Source organism: Micromonospora sp. NPDC020750 (assembly GCF_044334565.1).
Classification (GTDB): domain Bacteria; phylum Actinomycetota; class Actinomycetes; order Mycobacteriales; family Micromonosporaceae; genus Micromonospora.
The window spans coordinates 364,269-380,483 of sequence record NZ_JBIRTH010000007.1; the positions used below are offsets into that span (position 1 = coordinate 364,269).

13 protein-coding genes are annotated in these 16,215 nt (G+C 71.7%); 4 read left to right on the forward strand and 9 right to left on the reverse strand.

Annotated features, from left to right (window positions below):
- Positions 1 to 7: 7 nt before the first annotated feature.
- From ACH4T9_RS23145 to ACH4T9_RS23165, 5 genes are all read right to left on the reverse strand, one after another.
- A complete protein-coding gene (locus ACH4T9_RS23145) occupies positions 8 to 1,024 on the reverse strand; it encodes an NlpC/P60 family protein (protein ID WP_396671770.1) in 1,017 nt (338 codons plus the stop codon).
- Between the two features lie 177 nt (positions 1,025 to 1,201).
- Entirely contained in the window at positions 1,202 to 2,203 is a 1,002-nt protein-coding gene (locus tag ACH4T9_RS23150) for a hemolysin family protein (protein WP_396671771.1), read from the reverse strand.
- Positions 2,196 to 3,506 (reverse strand): hemolysin family protein, encoded by a 1,311-nt coding sequence (locus tag ACH4T9_RS23155; protein ID WP_396672068.1) that lies wholly within the window; start codon positions 3,504 to 3,506, stop codon positions 2,196 to 2,198. Before ACH4T9_RS23155 ends, ACH4T9_RS23150 begins: the two co-directional genes overlap by 8 nt.
- A 169-nt stretch (positions 3,507 to 3,675) precedes the next feature.
- The gene (locus tag ACH4T9_RS23160) at positions 3,676 to 5,871 is read right to left on the reverse strand and encodes a (Fe-S)-binding protein (protein WP_396671772.1); all 2,196 of its coding nucleotides are present in this window, start codon (positions 5,869 to 5,871) and stop codon (positions 3,676 to 3,678) included.
- Between the two features lie 301 nt (positions 5,872 to 6,172).
- Positions 6,173 to 6,436 carry a cell division protein CrgA gene (locus tag ACH4T9_RS23165; RefSeq protein ID WP_350880366.1) on the reverse strand — a complete coding sequence of 88 codons (264 nt, stop codon included), beginning with the start codon at positions 6,434 to 6,436 and terminating at the stop codon, positions 6,173 to 6,175.
- A gap of 230 nt (positions 6,437 to 6,666) precedes the next feature.
- Between ACH4T9_RS23165 and ACH4T9_RS23170 the strand changes: the two genes are divergently transcribed.
- From ACH4T9_RS23170 to ACH4T9_RS23185, 4 genes are read left to right on the forward strand one after another with little or no spacing between them, the layout of a single operon-like run.
- The gene (locus tag ACH4T9_RS23170; protein ID WP_396671773.1) at positions 6,667 to 7,473 is read left to right on the forward strand and encodes a DUF881 domain-containing protein; all 807 of its coding nucleotides are present in this window, start codon (positions 6,667 to 6,669) and stop codon (positions 7,471 to 7,473) included.
- Entirely contained in the window at positions 7,470 to 8,873 is a 1,404-nt protein-coding gene (locus ACH4T9_RS23175; RefSeq protein WP_396671774.1) for a class E sortase, read from the forward strand. The genes ACH4T9_RS23170 and ACH4T9_RS23175 overlap by 4 nt, the downstream gene beginning before the upstream one ends.
- Before the next feature lie 2 nt (positions 8,874 to 8,875).
- Positions 8,876 to 9,151: a hypothetical protein gene (locus tag ACH4T9_RS23180; RefSeq protein ID WP_396671775.1), complete on the forward strand. Its 276-nt coding sequence runs from the start codon at positions 8,876 to 8,878 to the stop codon at positions 9,149 to 9,151.
- Positions 9,152 to 9,155: 4 nt separating this feature from the next.
- Positions 9,156 to 9,806, forward strand: coding sequence for an aminodeoxychorismate/anthranilate synthase component II (locus ACH4T9_RS23185; protein ID WP_396671776.1), 651 nt, complete (start codon positions 9,156 to 9,158; stop codon positions 9,804 to 9,806).
- 139 nt (positions 9,807 to 9,945) lie between these two features.
- Here ACH4T9_RS23185 and pknB read toward each other — a convergent pair whose 3' ends face one another.
- The 4 genes from pknB to ACH4T9_RS23205 are packed head-to-tail and all read right to left on the reverse strand — an operon-like array spanning position 9,946 to position 16,142.
- The gene (gene pknB / locus ACH4T9_RS23190) at positions 9,946 to 11,757 is read right to left on the reverse strand and encodes a Stk1 family PASTA domain-containing Ser/Thr kinase (protein WP_396671777.1); all 1,812 of its coding nucleotides are present in this window, start codon (positions 11,755 to 11,757) and stop codon (positions 9,946 to 9,948) included.
- Complete coding sequence (locus ACH4T9_RS23195) at positions 11,754 to 13,211, reverse strand: protein kinase (protein ID WP_396671778.1); 1,458 nt, start codon at positions 13,209 to 13,211, stop codon at positions 11,754 to 11,756. The genes pknB and ACH4T9_RS23195 overlap by 4 nt, the downstream gene beginning before the upstream one ends.
- Position 13,212: 1 nt before the next feature.
- Positions 13,213 to 14,718: a peptidoglycan D,D-transpeptidase FtsI family protein gene (locus ACH4T9_RS23200; protein WP_396671779.1), complete on the reverse strand. Its 1,506-nt coding sequence runs from the start codon at positions 14,716 to 14,718 to the stop codon at positions 13,213 to 13,215.
- Positions 14,715 to 16,142, reverse strand: a complete 1,428-nt coding sequence (locus tag ACH4T9_RS23205) for an FtsW/RodA/SpoVE family cell cycle protein (RefSeq protein WP_387025517.1) — start codon at positions 16,140 to 16,142, stop codon at positions 14,715 to 14,717. Before ACH4T9_RS23205 ends, ACH4T9_RS23200 begins: the two co-directional genes overlap by 4 nt.
- Positions 16,143 to 16,215 lie beyond the last annotated feature (73 nt).

Here is a 16,215-nt window from a genome sequence, read left to right on the forward strand (position 1 = left end):
GGGGGCGTCAGCCGGGTCGGCGGAAGCCGGCGACCGGCATGGTGTTGATGCTGCTCACGTTGACCGGCTTGCCGACCCGGGCGGCGTGCACCATCTTGTCGTTGCCCAGATAGAGGCCGACATGGTGCAGATCGGCGAAGAAGAACACCAGGTCGCCCGGGAGTGCCTGCGAGCGCGGGATCGCCTTGCCCTGTTTCCACTGGGCCCCGGTGAAGTGGGTCAGCGAGATCCCGGCCGCCTTGTAGGCGTACTGGGTCAGGCCGGAACAGTCGAACGTGTTCGGGCCGGCGGTGTTGAAGACATACGGGTCGCCGACCTGCGCGCAGGCGGTCCTGATGGCGATCCGAGCCGCCGTGGTGATCACGCCGGTGACCGTCGGGCAGCCCTCGACGGACACCACGGTCTTCGGCATCGACGCCTTCAGCCGCTTGATCTCGGCGTCGATCTGCGCCTTCTTGGCCGCGAGTTCCTTGCTCTGCTTCTCCTGGGTGGCGATCAGCGTGTCCAGCTTCAGCTTCTGTCCGTCGTACTTGGCCCGGACGGCGAGCACGCCCTGCAACTGACGGCGCTCCTCCGCGGCTACCCGGTCCAGCATGGTGAGCTGCTCGGCGAGCGTCCCCGGCTTGGTGCTGACCAGCAGCGCGCCGAGGTCCTGTGACGGGCCGGAGATGTAGTAGCGGGCGGCGAGGTCACCGACCCGGTTCATCGCCAGCTCGGTTTCGAGCGCGAGCGGCTCGATCTTCTTCTCCAGGTCCGCCGACTTCTCCTTGTTCACCTTGAGCTGGGCGCGCACCTTGTTGTACTGCTCGATGGTGGGTTCGAGCTGCTCCCACTGCTTGTCGATCTGCGCCTCGATCTCGTCGATCGAGGGCTCGGCGTACGCGGGCGCGGTCAGGGTTCCGGCGCCCACGGCGACCGCCGCGACCAGGGTGAGCAGGCGTCGTACAAATCGGCGGGCGCCACCCGGACGAGCAGGTGACCGGCCCGGAACATGGCGATGAGGGGGCATGGTTGCCACCGGCACCGACTCCTTCGCAACCGACCGCCGGGCGCCTCGCAAGAGGGAAGATCGAGGCAGACGACCCACAGCGGTCAGCGCCCCACATTAGGCGAGGCCCACTCGGGTAATCAAGGTGGGTCGCCTACCGTCACGCACCGACAACCGTTCGCACGCAACGGGTGTGGTCCGGCGGGGCGAGGCTCAGCCGACGATGGCCGTCAATACATCGTCGAGGGTCACCACGCCCAGCGGCAGGCGACCGTCGCTGACCAGGACCATGTGCCGCCGCTCGCGGCGCATCGCCAGCAGCAGGTCGGCCAGCGTACGGTCCGGCGGGACCACCGCCAGCGGGTGGTACACCTCGGGGGGCACCGGGGCGCGGCGGTCCGCCCCGGCGTACCCGAGGACGTCCTTGACGTGCACGAAGCCGAGCACCTTGCGGGTGGCCCGCTGCACCACCGGGAACCGGGACCGGCCCGTGCGGGTGGCCAGCACCTCCAGGGAGGCCGGCGAGACGTCCTCGGCCACCGTGGTCACCGTCGACCAGGGTTGCAGGGCGTCCGCCGCGGTGCGGGTGTGCAGGGCGAGCGCGCCGGTGATCCGGGCGTGCTCCTCCGCGTCGAGCAGCCCCTCCGTGCGGGCCTGCGCCACCAGCCCCGCCAGTTCCTCGGCGGTGAAGACCGTCTTGACCGAGTCCGTCGCCTCGACCCGCCACAGCCCCAGCACCCGCCGCGCCGCCCACTTCATCGCCAGCAGCAGCGGCTTGGTCGCCGTGCAGAACGCGAGCATCGCCGGGCCCAGCCAGAGCGCCGCCGGCTCCGGCCCGGCGAGCGTGATGTTCTTCGGCACCATCTCGCCGACGACGGTGTGCAGGAAGACCACCACGCCGAGGGCGATCAGGAAGGCCACCGGGTGCACCGCCCCGGCCGGCAGCCCCAACGCGTGGAACGGTGTCTCCAGCAGGTGCGCCAGCGCCGGCTCGGCGATCGCGCCGAGGCCCAGGGAGCAGACCGTGATGCCGAGCTGCGCCCCGGCGATCATCAGCGGAATCTGGTTCATCGCCGACAGCGCCCACCGGGCCCGCTTCGACGTCGCCGCGAGCGGCTCGATCACGGTCCGCCGGGACGCGATGAGTGCGAACTCGCTGCCGACGAAGAAGGCGTTGCCGAGCAGCAGCAGCACGGTCACCGACAGTTCAAGCATCGTCGCCGGGCTCCTCCGGGCGGACCACCCGCACCTGCTCGATACGGTGCCGCTCCACCTCGACCACGGTGAACTCGTACCCGCTCTCCTCGACCGTCTCCCCGGCCACCGGAATGTGCCCGAGCCGGGCCATCAGGAAGCCGGCGAGGGTCTCGTACGGGCCCTCGGGCAGCCGGAAGCCGGTCTGCTCGACCAGTTCGTCCTCGCGCAGCACCCCGTCGACCAGGGCGGTCCGCTCGCCGCCCGGCACGGTCAGCTCGACCGGCCCGCCGTTGTCGACCGAGGCCGGGTCGAACTCGTCGGCGATCTCCCCGACCAGCTCCTCCACCAGGTCCTCCATGGTCACCACGCCGTCGGTGCCGCCGTACTCGTCGACCACGATCGCCAGGTCCGAGCCGGCCGCCTTGAGCGCCGCGAGGACGCCGTCGAGGTCGAGGCTCTCCGGCACGTACACCGGCTCTCGGGCCACCGAGGCGACGCTGGTGCCGGCCCGACGGGCGAGCGGGACGCCCAGCGCGTCCGGCACCGCCGCGACGCCGGTGACCAGGTCGAGGGTCTCCTCGAAGACCGGGAACCGGGTCCGGCCGGTCTGCTGGGCGAGGGTGAGCAGCTCGGCCACACTGGCCGTGGCGCGCAGCGCGATCACGTCCACCCGGGGGGTCATCGCCTCGGCGGCCCGCTTGTCGCCGAAGCGGATGGTGCGCCGCAGCAGCATCGCGGTGTCCGGGGGGAGCGCGCCCGCCTGGGCCGAAATCACCGCGAGCAGGCCCAGCTCCTCCGGGGACCGGGCGCTGGCCAACTCCTCCTGCGGCTCCACCCCGAGGCGTCGCACCAGCGTGTTCGCCGAGTTGTTCAGCCCCCTGATCAGCCACCCGAACGTCCGGGAGAAGCCGCGCATCCCCGGGGCCGTGGCCAGTGCGGTGGGCATCGGCCGGGACAGCGCCAGGTTCTTCGGCACCAGCTCGCCGAAGAGCATGGAGATCAGGGTCGCCAGGGCCAGGGCGAGGAACGGGGTGAACCGGTCGGCGGACGCCCCCAGCGGGTGCAGCAGCGGGGTGAACAGGCGGGCCAGCGCCGGCTCGGCCAGGTACCCGGTGAGCAGGGCGGTGATGGTGATGCCGAGCTGCGCCCCGGAGAGCTGGAAGGAGAGTTCGTGCAGCGCGTGGCGGACGGTGACCGCACCGCCGTCCCCGGCCGCAGCCCGCCGGTCGAGCTCCGGCCGGTCCACGGTGACCAGTGCGAACTCGGCCGCGACGAAGAATGCGTTACCCGCCGTCAGCAGCACGAAGCCGACCAGGGGCAACACCGTGGTAACGAGAGGACTGTCGATGATTGGTTCACCTCGGCGCGATTGTTCCACGACCGGCCGCGTCGCACACGACCACGCGCAGTCGCCGCCGGCCCGTCGTCGCCCGGGGCGTCGCCGTCCACCGTGACCTGTCCGCCGTCCGCCCCCGCCCGGGGCGTCGCCTTCAGCTACCGGCCGGCGCGGTCTCCTTCGCGCCGGCGGCGTCCGCCGGCTTGACCGACCGGAGCAGCACGCTGGCGACGTCGACGACCTCGACCTGCTCTCCGGCACCCTTGCCGTTCACGCCGTCGTTCAGCATCGTCGAGCAGAACGGGCAGCCGACCGCGATGGTCTTCGCCCCGGTGGCCATGGCCTCCTCGACCCGGTCCACGTTGATCCGCTTGCCGATCTTCTCCTCCATCCACATCCGGGCGCCGCCGGCACCGCAGCAGAAGGAGCGCTCGCTGTTGCGCGGCATCTCGGTGACCTCGCCGGCGATGGAGCCGTCGAGAACCTCGCGCGGCGGGGCGAAGACCCGGTTGTGCCGGCCCAGGTAGCAGGGGTCGTGGTAGGTGACGCCCCCGTCGACGGGCTGGACGGGGGTGAGCTTGCCGGTGCTGACCAGGTGGGCCAGGAGCTGGGTGTGGTGCACCACCTCGAACTCGCCGCCGAGCTGCCCGTACTCGTTGCCCAGGGTGTTGAAGCAGTGCGGGCAGGTGGCGACGATCTTGCGCTTGTTCTTCTCCCGGCCCTCGAAGGCCTCGTTCAAGGTCTCCACGTTCTGCTGGGCGAGCATCTGGAAGACGAACTCGTTGCCGATCCGGCGGGCCGGGTCGCCGGTGCAGGTCTCGCCCTCGCCGAGGATGGCGAAGCTGACGCCGGCCTCGTTGAGCAGCGTGGCGACCGCCCGGGTGGTCTTCTTGGCCCGGTCCTCGAACGCGCCCGCGCAGCCGACCCAGAAGAGGTACTCGAAGTCCTCGACCTCACCGACCCGGGGCACCTCGAAGCCGAGGCCCTTGGTCCAGTCCTCCCGGGTGTTCTGCGGCGCGCCCCACGGGTTGCCCTTGTTCTCCAGGTTGCGCAGCATCACGCCGGCCTCCGACGGGAAGCTCGACTCGATCAACACCTGGTAGCGGCGCATGTCGACGATGTGGTCGACGTGCTCGATGTCGACCGGGCACTGCTCGACGCACGCCCCGCAGGTGGTGCAGGACCAGAGCACGTCGGGGTCGATGATGCCGCCGTCCTCGGCCCCGCCGATCAACGGCTTCTCGGCCTCCGCGAGCGCCAGCACGTCCATGTGGGCGAGCTGCGCGGCGGTGGCCTTCTCCTCGCCGGTCAGGTCCTTGCCGCCGCCGGCCAGCAGGTACGGCGCCTTGGCGTACGCGTGGTCGCGCAGGCTCAGCACCAGCAGCTTCGGCGACAGCGGCTTGCCGGTGTTCCAGGCCGGGCACTGCGACTGGCACCGGCCGCACTCGGTGCAGGTGCTGAAGTCGAGCAGGCCCTTCCAGGTGAACTGCTCGACCTGGGCGACGCCGAACTGGTCGGACTCGGGGTCGGCCTCCTCGAAGTCGAGCGGCTTGCCCTCGCTCATCATCGGCCGCAGCGCGCCGAGCCCGGAGCCGGCCTCACCCGGGTTGCGCTTGAAGAAAATGTTGAAGAACGCCAGGAAGCGGTGCCAGGCGACGCCCATGGTCACGTTGAGCGCGATGACGATCAGCCAGGTCATCGAGATGGCGATCTTGATGACGGCGGCGATGCTGACGCCGGCCTCCCAGTCGGGCAGCAGCGAGCCGACGGCGTGACTGACCGGGGTGGCCCAGACCGGGTACTCGAAGTGGTCGGTGGCGACCTTGAAGCCCCGGATGACGAAGCCCATGATCAGCACCGCGAGGACCACGGCCTCGACGAAGTAGCCCTGCCACATGGTCGAGCCGGTGAACCGGGACCGCCCGCCCGGCCGGGTCGGCCGGTTGCGGACCCGGATCGCGATCAGCACCAGGATGCCGACCACGCCGAGCACCGCGATCAGCTCGGTGACCAGGCCGTAGACCGCCAGGCCACCGATCAGCGGCAGGCCGCCGGTCGGGGAGACGACCTCGAAGTACGCCTCCAGCACCAGCAGCGACAGCACGATGAAGCCGACCATCACGAACCAGTGCGCGGCACCCACCACGCCCCACCGGAGCATCCGCGTGTGGCCGGCGGTCTCCACCAGCATCGTCTTCGTGCGGGTGGCCCTGTCGGTGAACCGCTCCGGATCGGGCTGACCCAACCGGATCACTGCCACCATCTTCATGACGGCACGCACCGCAAGCCACACCGCCACGGCGGTGATGGCGGCTGCGAGGATCGTGGTGACGATCTGGACGCTGCCCATCGAGTTGGCCTCCCGGTCTGCTGCCTGTCGAGCGGCTCGGCGACCGGGTCAGGTGCGTGATCGGCGCTACGTCGCCCCCACATACCAACCGGACCGGTCGATGACCTCGCTCACTCAGTCATCAGTGCAGCCTACGCGCAAGGTTACCCAGCAGTAACGTGAGTCATCTCGCACCTGGGGGCCACGCCGCCCTGCGGACACCATAGGGTGCCCGGCGCCGAAGCGCCGGGCAGGGGCTCGCGAGGTGACATGGGTCGTGTCCACCACCGGAAACGGCACGCCGGGCCGACGCCCGGCGTGGTCAGCGCCAGCGGGAAAGCAGCACCAGGGATCCGACCATCGCGCCGAAGCCCACCGCGAGGTTCCAGTAACCCCACGACATGACCGGGTACGCCTGCTCGGAGAGGTAGTAGATCACCAGCCAGCCGATGCCGGCGACGATCAGCGCAACCGCCGTGATCGGCAGCCAGACCGGGCTAGGCTTGCGCGTCGCCGCCGTCGCCGTCGGACGCACGTCCGTCGGCGGGGTGTACACCTTCTTCTTGCGGACCTGAGACTTGGGCACGACGCTCTCCAGAGGGGGTGACGACCTCGTCCGGCCTGACAACCGGGCACGGGGGCGACGGTCCATGGCCAATAATGTTTCGACAGCTAGCGTAGTCCCGAAGGCCCGTCCAGGCCATGAATGGGGTCAGGCCGATGCGCGGAGTGACCGAAAAGGGCGGGAGTGTTCGGGTACCCGCACCGGTCCGCGTCGTGGCGGACTGACACCAGACGACGCGGAAGGAACGGTCGGTGGAGTACACATCCGGCGCCGCCTCCTGGCGGAAGGTCCTCCGGCGGGCGGTCATCGCCCTCCTGCCCCGACGCCCACGCCAGCGCCGGCCGGGCTGGTCGATCGGGGTGCCGCTGATCGCCGCCGCAGCCGGGCTGCTCTTCACCACCACCGCGACGACCGCCGGGGGCACCGCCCTGCGCGAGGACCGCCGCCCCCAGCTCACGCAGCTCATCGAGGACCGCCGGGAGCAGGTCGCGACGAGCGAGCTGCGGGCCGCCCGGCTGCGTGGCGAGGTCGAGGACGAGACCGCCGCCCTCGCCGACTCCGACGGCCCGATCAGGGACCAGCGGGACCGCGCCGCCGCCAGCCGTCAGGCCGCCGGGTTCACCGCGCTGCGCGGGACCGGCGTCGTCGTGGAGCTGGACGACGCGCCGCGCCGCCCGGAGCAGGGGCTGCCCGAGGGTGCCAGCAACGACGACCTGGTCGTTCACCAGCAGGATGTCCAGGCCGTGGTGAACGCGTTGTGGGCCGGCGGCGCGGAGGCCATGTCAATCATGAACGTCCGCGTGCTCGCCACCAGCGCGGTACGCTGCGTGGGTAACACCCTGCTGCTGCACGGCCGGGTGTACTCCCCACCGTTCAAGATCGTGGCAATCGGCGATCCAGCTGCCCTCCAGCAGGCCCTCGCCGCCTCCGAGGGAGTCCGGGTGTTCAAGGGCGTGGTCAACGACTTCCACCTCGGGTACCGGGAGACGGTCTCGACGGTGACCGTGCCGGCCTTCGAGGACTCGACAGCCCTGCGCGCTGCCAAGGTGCCCAGGTGAGCCGGACACCCGACGGCCGCTGGGACGGCCGAAACCCCGACGAGGAGGCGACCGACTTCCTCCCCCCGGTCGACCGTCCCGGCCCGAGCCCGTCGGAACGCCCCGACCGGGCCGGCCCCTGGCCCGACCCGGTGCTGCCGCCCCGCTCGACGGCCTCCCGGGGCGGCGATCCGGCGGCACCCGGCACCCGGCCGAAGCCGGCGGACACGCCGCCCGCCTGGCACCCCGCCGCCGCGGACCGTCCCCCGGCCCGCGCCCCCGAGTCCACGGGGAGGCACCCGACGGGTGCGCCCCAGCGACCCGGTCCCCCCCGGGCCGCCGACGGAACGGGCCTCCCGCCGTACGGGCGGACCGCCGACCAGGCCGCCCGGGAGCCGTACGGGCAGCCCGCCGAGGAGCCGTACGGGCGGCATTCCGGGGATCGCCCCGAGTTCGGGCCCACGAGCCGACCGGCGTCCGCCGCCGAGGCCCCCACCACCTTCCTCCCGACGGTGCCGCCCGGCCGGCCATCGGTTCCCGGCCCGGCCCTGGACTCGACCGCGCTGATGGGTGCCGTGCCCCGCATGCCGGAGAGCGACGACCCGGGCGGGGCCGACGCCGATCCGGCCGAGCCGCCCCGACCCCGCCGTGGCGAGCGGGTGGTCCAGCTCCGGGCCGAGCAGACCGGCGAGGGCTACAAGAGCGTCTACTCCGAGCTGACCCGGCCGTCCATCTGGACCCGGTTGCGCACCGGGGTACGGGTCACCGGCGAGGTGCTGATCACCTTCGGCCTCGTGGTGCTCCTCTTCGCCGGGTACGAGGTGTGGGGCAAGTCGGCCATCGTCGACGCCCACCAGAACGACCTCGACCGCCAGCTCGCCCAGGCCTGGGGCGCGAGCGGCGACCCGACCGTGGCCCCCACCGCCTCCGCCACCGCCACCGCCACCGCGAAGCCGAAGCCGCCGGCGCACGGTAAGCCCCTCGCCGGGCTCTACATCCCGAAACTCGACAAGAACTGGGTGGTGGTCGAGGGCGTCACCCAGGGGGACATCCGGTACGCCCCCGGCCACTACCCGGACAGCGCCATGCCGGGCGAGGTGGGCAACTTCGCCGTCGCCGGCCACCGCAACCGGGCCACGTTCTGGCGGCTGGACGAGCTGAACAGCGGCGACGCCATCGTGGTCGAGGGCAAGACCGACTGGTACGTCTACAAGGTCTACAAGTCCCGGATCGTCAAGCCCAACCAGGTCGAGGTCGTCGCCCCGGTGCCGATGGAACCGGACGCGAAGCCGACGAAGAAGCTGCTGAGCCTCACCACCTGCAACCCGAAGTTCGACAACTACCAGCGCCTGATCATCCACGCCGAACTGGACCGCACCGAGGCCAAGTCGGCCGGCCGGCCGGCGGAGCTGGGGGCCTGACGATGTACGGCTGGATCTGGCGCAGGCTGCCGCTGGGGCTGCCCGGCAAGCTGGCCGGTTCGCTGCTGCTCGCCACCGCGACGGTCGCCCTGCTGTGGTACGTGGTCTTCCCGTGGGCGGAGCCGCTGCTCCCCTTCGACGACGTGCAGGTCACGCAGGACTCCGGCGAGCCGGGCGGCGAGCCGGGCGTGGACGGGAGCACCCCGGCCGGCGACGAGCACGACCTGCCGTACAACACCGACCAGAACAACACCCCGCCCCCCACCCCGAACAGGTGAGTCGATGCGCGTCCTGGTGATCGACAACTACGACTCGTTCGTCTTCAACCTCGTGCAGTACCTCGGCCAACTCGGCGTCGACTGCGACGTGCGGCGCAACGACGAGATCGACGTCGAGGAGGTGGGCCGGGTCGGCGCGGCCGGCGTCCTGCTCTCCCCGGGGCCGGGCAGCCCGGACCGGGCCGGCATCTGCCTCGACGTCATCCGCCGGTACGCGGGCGAGCTGCCGATCTTCGGCGTCTGCCTGGGTCATCAGGCGATCGGCGAGGCGTTCGGGGCGACCGTGGCCCGCGCCCCCGAGCTGCTGCACGGCAAGACGTCCGAGGTGCGACACCACTCGGTGGGGGTGCTGGCGGGGCTGCCGGACCCGTTCACCGCCACCCGGTACCACTCGCTCACCGTGCTGCCCGAGACGCTGCCCGACGAGCTCGAGGTCACCGGCTGGACGGGCTCCGGCGTGGTGATGGCGATGCGGCACCGGACGCTGCCGATCGAGGGCGTCCAGTTCCACCCGGAGTCGGTGCTCACCGAGGGCGGCCACCTGATGCTGGCCAACTGGCTGACCACGTGCGGCCACCCGGAGGCGCTGGAGCGCGCGCCGGAGCTGGCCGCCGAGGTCGACGCCCGCCGCCGCTCGGCGTTCGCCGCCGCCTGACGTCGACCGGTGGCGTTCGCGCCGCCGCGAGATTGACCGGTGGCGTTCGCACCGCCGCGAAGGTCGACCGGTCGCGTTCGTGCCGCCCGGGGGCCGGAAACGACGAGCCCGGCCCCTTCGGAAGGGCCGGGCTCGGGGGTCACCGCTCGGGGAGCCGGATCGGTGGGGTCGGGAACGGCTGCCCGCCGCCGGTGCCGCCCGCCGACGGGGTCGGACTACTGGGCGGCGGCGTCGCGGTCGGCTCGGTGGGCTCCGGGCTGGGTTCGGGGATGTCCACCTCGATGGTCACCCGCTTGCCCTTCTCGAGACTCGTGCCCCCCCGTGGGTTCTGGCCGGACACCTTTCCGGCCTGGTCGGCCGGCACCTCGTCACCGTCGACGATCTTCACCACGTAGCCGGCCCGTTCCAACTCCCGCTTCGCGTTCTCCGCCGAGGAGCCGACGACGTTCGGGACCTCACGGATGTTGCCCTTGGAGACCGTCACCGTCACCTTGGTGTCCTCGGCGACCATGGTGCCGGAGGGCGGGTCGACCTCCGTGACGTTCCCCTCGGCGGCCTCGTTGCTCACTTCTTTCTTGATCACCTGAAGCTTCAGCCCCTTGAGCTGCTGCTCCACGTTCTTGAAGGGGGAGCCGACCAGGGCGGGCGGGATCGCCACCTCCGGCTTGCCGCCGCAGAGCTGGATGGTGACCCCCTCGCCCTTCTCCAGCTCGGTGCTCGCCGACGGCTCCTGCTTGACGACCGTGTCCTTCTTGCAGGTTCTGTCGAAGACCGGGTCGCCGACGGTGGGGACCAGGCCGGCTCCCTCGATCGCAGCCACCGCGGCGTCCTTGGTCTGGCCCGCCAACTCGGGGACACCGACCTTATCGGAGTCGCTCTGGTTCAGCAGGATGCCGGCGACCAGGGCGATCACGGCGAGCACGCCGAGCGCGGCGAAGGTGGCGATCACCCAGGAGGAGGCCCTGCGCTGCCGGGGATCGCCGACGCGGGCCGGCGGCTGCTGCCGGGTGGCCGCGCCGCCGACGACCTGGGTCGGATACCCGGATCCGGCGGCCGCCATGGGAGCGGTCTCGGCCTCCTGCATCACGGGGGTAGCCATCACCGGTCGGCCGGCCGCCGCCCGGAGCAGGTCGGCCCGCATCTCGCCGGCGCTCTGGTACCGGTTGAGCGGGTTCTTCGACAGCGCCTTCAGCACGATCGCGTCGATCGCGGGGGTGACATCCGGGTTGATGTCGCTGGGGATCGGCGGGGCCTCCCGGACGTGTTGGTACGCCACGCTGACCGGGCTGTCCCCCACGAACGGCGGGTGGCCGCAGACCAGCTCGAAGAGCACGCAGCCGGCCGCGTACACGTCGGATCTGGCGTCGACGGCCTCGCCGCGCGCCTGCTCCGGGGAGAGATACTGCGCCGTGCCGATGACCGCGCTGGTCTGGGTCATCGAGGTGACGCCGGAGGCCAGGGCCCGGGCGATGCCGAAGTCCATCACCTTGACCTGGCCGGTCTGGGTGAGCATCACGTTGCCGGGCTTGATGTCCCGGTGGATGATGCCGTGCCGGTGGCTGAACTCCAGCGCGGCGCACATGTCGGCGCAGATCTCCAACGCCCGGCGCGGCTGGAGGCGCCCCTCGACGCCGAGAAGCTCCTTGAGGGTCCGCCCGTTGACGAACTCCATCACGATGAACGGCAGCGTCTCGCCGGTCGGCCCGGTCTCCTCGCCGGTGTCGTACACGGCCACGATCGCCGGGTGGTTGAGCGAGGCGGCGTTCTGCGCCTCCCGACGGAACCGCATCTGGAACGTGTCGTCCCGCGCCAGGTCGGCCCGGAGCATCTTGATCGCAACGTCCCGACCGAGCCGGAGGTCACGGCCGCGGTGCACCTCGGCCATGCCGCCGTAGCCGAGCAGCTCGCCGACCTGGTACCTGCCACCGAGCAGGCGGGCCTGCGCTGTCATCGCGTCTGTCGTCCTTCGCTCGTCGTCGTCTCGCCGCCACCCGGCAGGAGCCGTTCCACCCGACGGTACGGCGTCCGGGGGGATTCGTCGCCCTCGCCGGTCGCCGACGCACCGGAGGTCACGGCCCGAATGCCGAGGACGCCGGGATCACCGGCCGCCGCGTTCTTCCGCAAGTTGTAGGAAATCACGCCAGAGCAGAGCAGGACCACCACGGCCAGCACGACGAACAGCAGGACCAACCCTGAACTGGACCGTTGCGGGGGGGCCGGCGGTGGGCCGGGCTGCCGTGCGTACCCGATCGGGCCGGCCTGCCGGACCGGGGCCGGTGGCACGGCCGCGGCACCGCGCGGGTAGGCCGGCGGGGTGGCGACCGGCGGACGGGAAACGGCCGCCGGAGGCTGCGCCTGCTGGTGGGTGACCGGCGGGCGCCGCTGGTGGACGACCGGCGGCCGGGGTACGGCCGCCGGAGGCCGGGGCTGCGGCGGCGCGGACGTCGGGACCGGCCGCTGCGCCACCGCGGGCGGACGGGGCGGCTGGCGTGTGGCGGGCGGCACCTGGGCGCGGGCCAGCGGGGCCGCCGGGGACGCCGGCGCGGCGGAGATCTGGCCGAGGTGCCCGGCGGTGCGCGACTGCTGGCCGAGCGCGAGCTTCGCCTGCCGGGCCACCCCGGCCAGGGCTGCGGCGCTGGGCCAGCGGGCGGTCGGGTCCTTGGCCATCGCCCGTTCGACGATCGCCCGTACCGACGGCGGGATGTCGCCAGGCAGCGGCCGGGGCGCGTCCCGGACGTGCCTCATGGCGATCTCGAGCGGATTGTCGCCCTCGAACGGCCGCCGTCCGGCGAGGCACTGGTATGCGACCACGCCGAGGGCATACACGTCGGAGGCGGGCGTGGCGACCGCGCCGGTGGCCTGCTCGGGGGAGATGTACGAGGCGGTGCCGAGCACCGAGCCGGCTGCGGTGAGCTGCCCGACCAGCTCGGAGCGGGCGATGCCGAAGTCCGTCAGCACCAGCGTCCCGTTCGGCCGGACGAGCAGATTGCCCGGCTTGACGTCGCGGTGCACGATGCCCTTGCAGTGCGCCGCGTGCAGCGCGTCGGCGGCCTGGGCGAGCAGCGCCATGGTGCGGGCCGGGGTGAGCCGGCCGACCCGGCCGAGCGTGGAGGAGAGTGCGTCGCCCTCGACGTACTCCATCACCAGGAAGGCGATGTGCTGGTCGCTGCCGAAGTCGTAGACGTCGACCACGCCGGGGTGGTTGATGGTGGCCATGGTGCGCGCCTCGCCGCGGAACCGCTCGGCGAAGCCCGGCTCGTCCAGCAGTGCCGGGAGCAGGCTCTTCACCGCGACCGTCCGGCCCAGCACCTGGTCGGTGCCGCGCCACACGTCGCCCATGCCGCCGCTGGCGATCCGCTCGTCGAGGCGGTAGCGGTTGCCGAGCTGGACGCCGGGGCTGAGCATGTCAGCGGCCCCCGGGGTCGGCGATCGCCGCCTGCATGATCTTGCCGGCGATCCGGGCCGCCTCGGCGCTGCCGCCGGCGCCCGCCTCCTCCAGCATCACGCAGACCGCGGAGACCGGGTTGCCGTTCTTGTCGAACGCGAAGCCGATGAACCAGCCGTGGTCGGGAGTCTGCGGACCGGACTGGGCGGTGCCCGTCTTGCCGCCGACCCGGTAGCCGTCGATCTTCGCCTTGCGGCCGCTGCCGTTCTCCACCACGCTGACCATCATGTCGCGCAGGTCCGACGCGACGGGGCCGCTGACCGGCTGGCGCAGCTCCCGCGGCTTGGCGGTGTAGTAGCTGGTGGTGCGGTCCGGGGCGAGCAGCTGCCGGACCAGGTACGGCCGCATCTGACTGCCGCCGTTGGCGACCGCCCCGGCGATCAGCGCCCCCTGGAGCGGGGTCATCCTCACGTCGCGCTGCCCGATGGAGGACTGCGCCAGCGCGGCCGGGTCGGTGGCGCCGTCAGGGGCCTGCATCGTTCCGGTGCGGCTGGCCGCCGTCGGTAGCCCGCCCTCGCCGAGCTGACCGACCGTGAGGTCGTCCTGCTCGAAGCCGAACTGGCGGGCCTTCTCCTTCACCTTGTCGGCACCGAGCTTGACGCCGAGCTGGGCGAAGCCGGTGTTGCAGGACTCGGTGACCGCGTCAAGGAGGGTGACCTGGTCCTCGGGGCAGATCGACGGCACGGCGTTGCGGATCGGGGTGCCCGAGGTCGGCGGGGTCCAGCTGGAGCCGGCGGGGATCTCGGTGTTCTTGCCGACGCCGTTCTCCAGAGCGGCGGCGGCCACCACGATCTTGAAGGTGGACCCCGGGGGCAACACCTCCGACAGTGCCCGGTTCTTCAGCGGGCCGTTCGGAGCGTTGTCCAGCTTGTTGTAAGCCGCCGTCGCCTCGTTGCTGTCGTGGCTGACCAGCGGGTTCGGGTTGAAGCTGGGCATGGAGACCAGCGCCTGCACCGCACCGGTACGGGGGTCGAACGCGATCGCCGCGCCCTTCTTCGCCCCGACCTCGTTGTCGGCCAGCCCGTTGTACGCCGCGTCCTGGGCCCGCTTGGAAAGGGTGAGCAGGACGTTGCCGCCGCCGGTCTCGTCGCCGGTGAACATGTCCTTGATCCGGTTGGCGATCAGCGCGTCGCTGGTGCCGGCGAGGAAGTCGTTCTCCACCCGCTCGATGCCGGTGTCGCCGAGGTTGACCGGCTTGTAGCCGAGGACGTGCGCGTACTTCTCCCCGCCGGGGTAGGTCCGCAGGAACCGCAGCTTGCCGCCGGTCTCCTTGCTGGTGGCCAGGGCGGTGCCGCCGGCCTCGATGTTGCCGCGCTTACGCTCGTACTCGGCCACCTGGACCCGGCCGTTGTAGTCGCTGCTGCGGTACTCGTCCGCCTTGTAGGCCTGGATCCAGTTCAGGTTCGCGAAGAGCAGACCGAACAGGACCATGGCGACGACGCCAACGCGGCGTAGGGGTGCGTTCACGGCCGGATCACCTCCGTGGGGGCACCGTGCAGTTGCTCGGGCGGGCCGCCCCCGGGTCGGGCCGCGGAGCCGCCGGCCCCGGCCAGCGGACGGCGCGCGCCGTCGGAGACCCGTAGCAGCACCGCGATGAGCAGCCAGTTCGCCATCAGCGACGAGCCACCGGCGGACAGGAAGGGGGTGGTCTGACCCGTCAGTGGGATCAGCTTGCTGATCCCACCCACGATCACGAACACCTGGAGGCCGAGGGTGAAGGCCAGGCCACCGGCGAGCAGTTTGCCGAACGAGTCCCGTACCGCCAGGGCGGCCCGCAGCCCCCGTTCCACGATGAGCAGGTAGACCACCAGCAGCGCGGAGAGCCCGAACAGGCCGATCTCCTCGCCGATGCCGGCGAAGATGAAGTCGTTCTGCACCTCGGGAATCTCCAGCGGCTGCCCGCCGCCCGGCCCGGCGCCGAACAGGCCGCCGCTGCCGAGCGCCAGCAGGCCCTGCACCAGTTGGTAGCCGTCCTCGTACGGGTCGGCGAACGGGTCCAGCCAGATCTCGGCGCGCAGGTGGAAGTTCGCGAACGGCCCGCCGATCACGCCACCCAGCACGTACGCCAGATAGGCCCCGCCGAAGAACAGGATCAGGCCGATGAGCAGCCAGCTCACCCGTTCGGTGGCGATGTAGAGGGTCACCACGAACATGCCGAAGTAGAGCAGCGAGGTGCCCAGGTCCTTCTCGAAGACGAGCACCAGCACGCTCAGCACCCACACCGCGAGCACCGGGCCGAGGTCCCGCCCGCGCGGGAAGTCGATGCCGAGCACCCGGTGACTGGCCAGCGACAGCACCTCGCGCTTGCGCACCAGGTAGTAGGCGAAGAAGACTAGCAGCGCCAGCTTGGCGAACTCGCCGGGCTGGATGCTGAAGCCGCCGATGCGGATCCACAGCTTCGCGCCGTAGATCTCGGAGTACCTCGCCGGCAGCACCGCCGGGATCATCACCAGCACGATGCCGGCGAGGCCCAGGGTGTACGCGTACCGCGAGATCGACCGGTGGTCGCGCATCAACGCGAGCAGGACGGCGGCGAGGAACACCGACGCGAGCGTCCAGGCGAACTGCCGGCCGCCGTTGCCGGCGAAGATCGCCAGCGACTCCCGGTCCCCGGGGGTGGCCTTGGCCAGGTCGAGCCGGCGTAGGAAGCCCACCCCGATCCCGTTGAGCAGGGCCACCGCCGGCAACAGGGCCGGGTCCGCGAACGGCGCGAGGAACCGGATGACCACGTGCAGGGCGAGGAAGACGCCTGCCAGCACGGCGGTCGGGACCCAGAAGTCCGGGGTGACCGTGTCGAGCACGGTCGCCTCCACCGTCGCGCCGTACGCGGCCACGATCACCAGGGCCAGCAGCAGCAGGGACAGTTCGGCGTTGCGCCGCGACCTGGCCATGCGTACGCCGGACTGCTCGCCCGTCGTGGCGGGCGAGGCTGCCGGTACGGCCGCTGCGGTCACGGATGGTCCT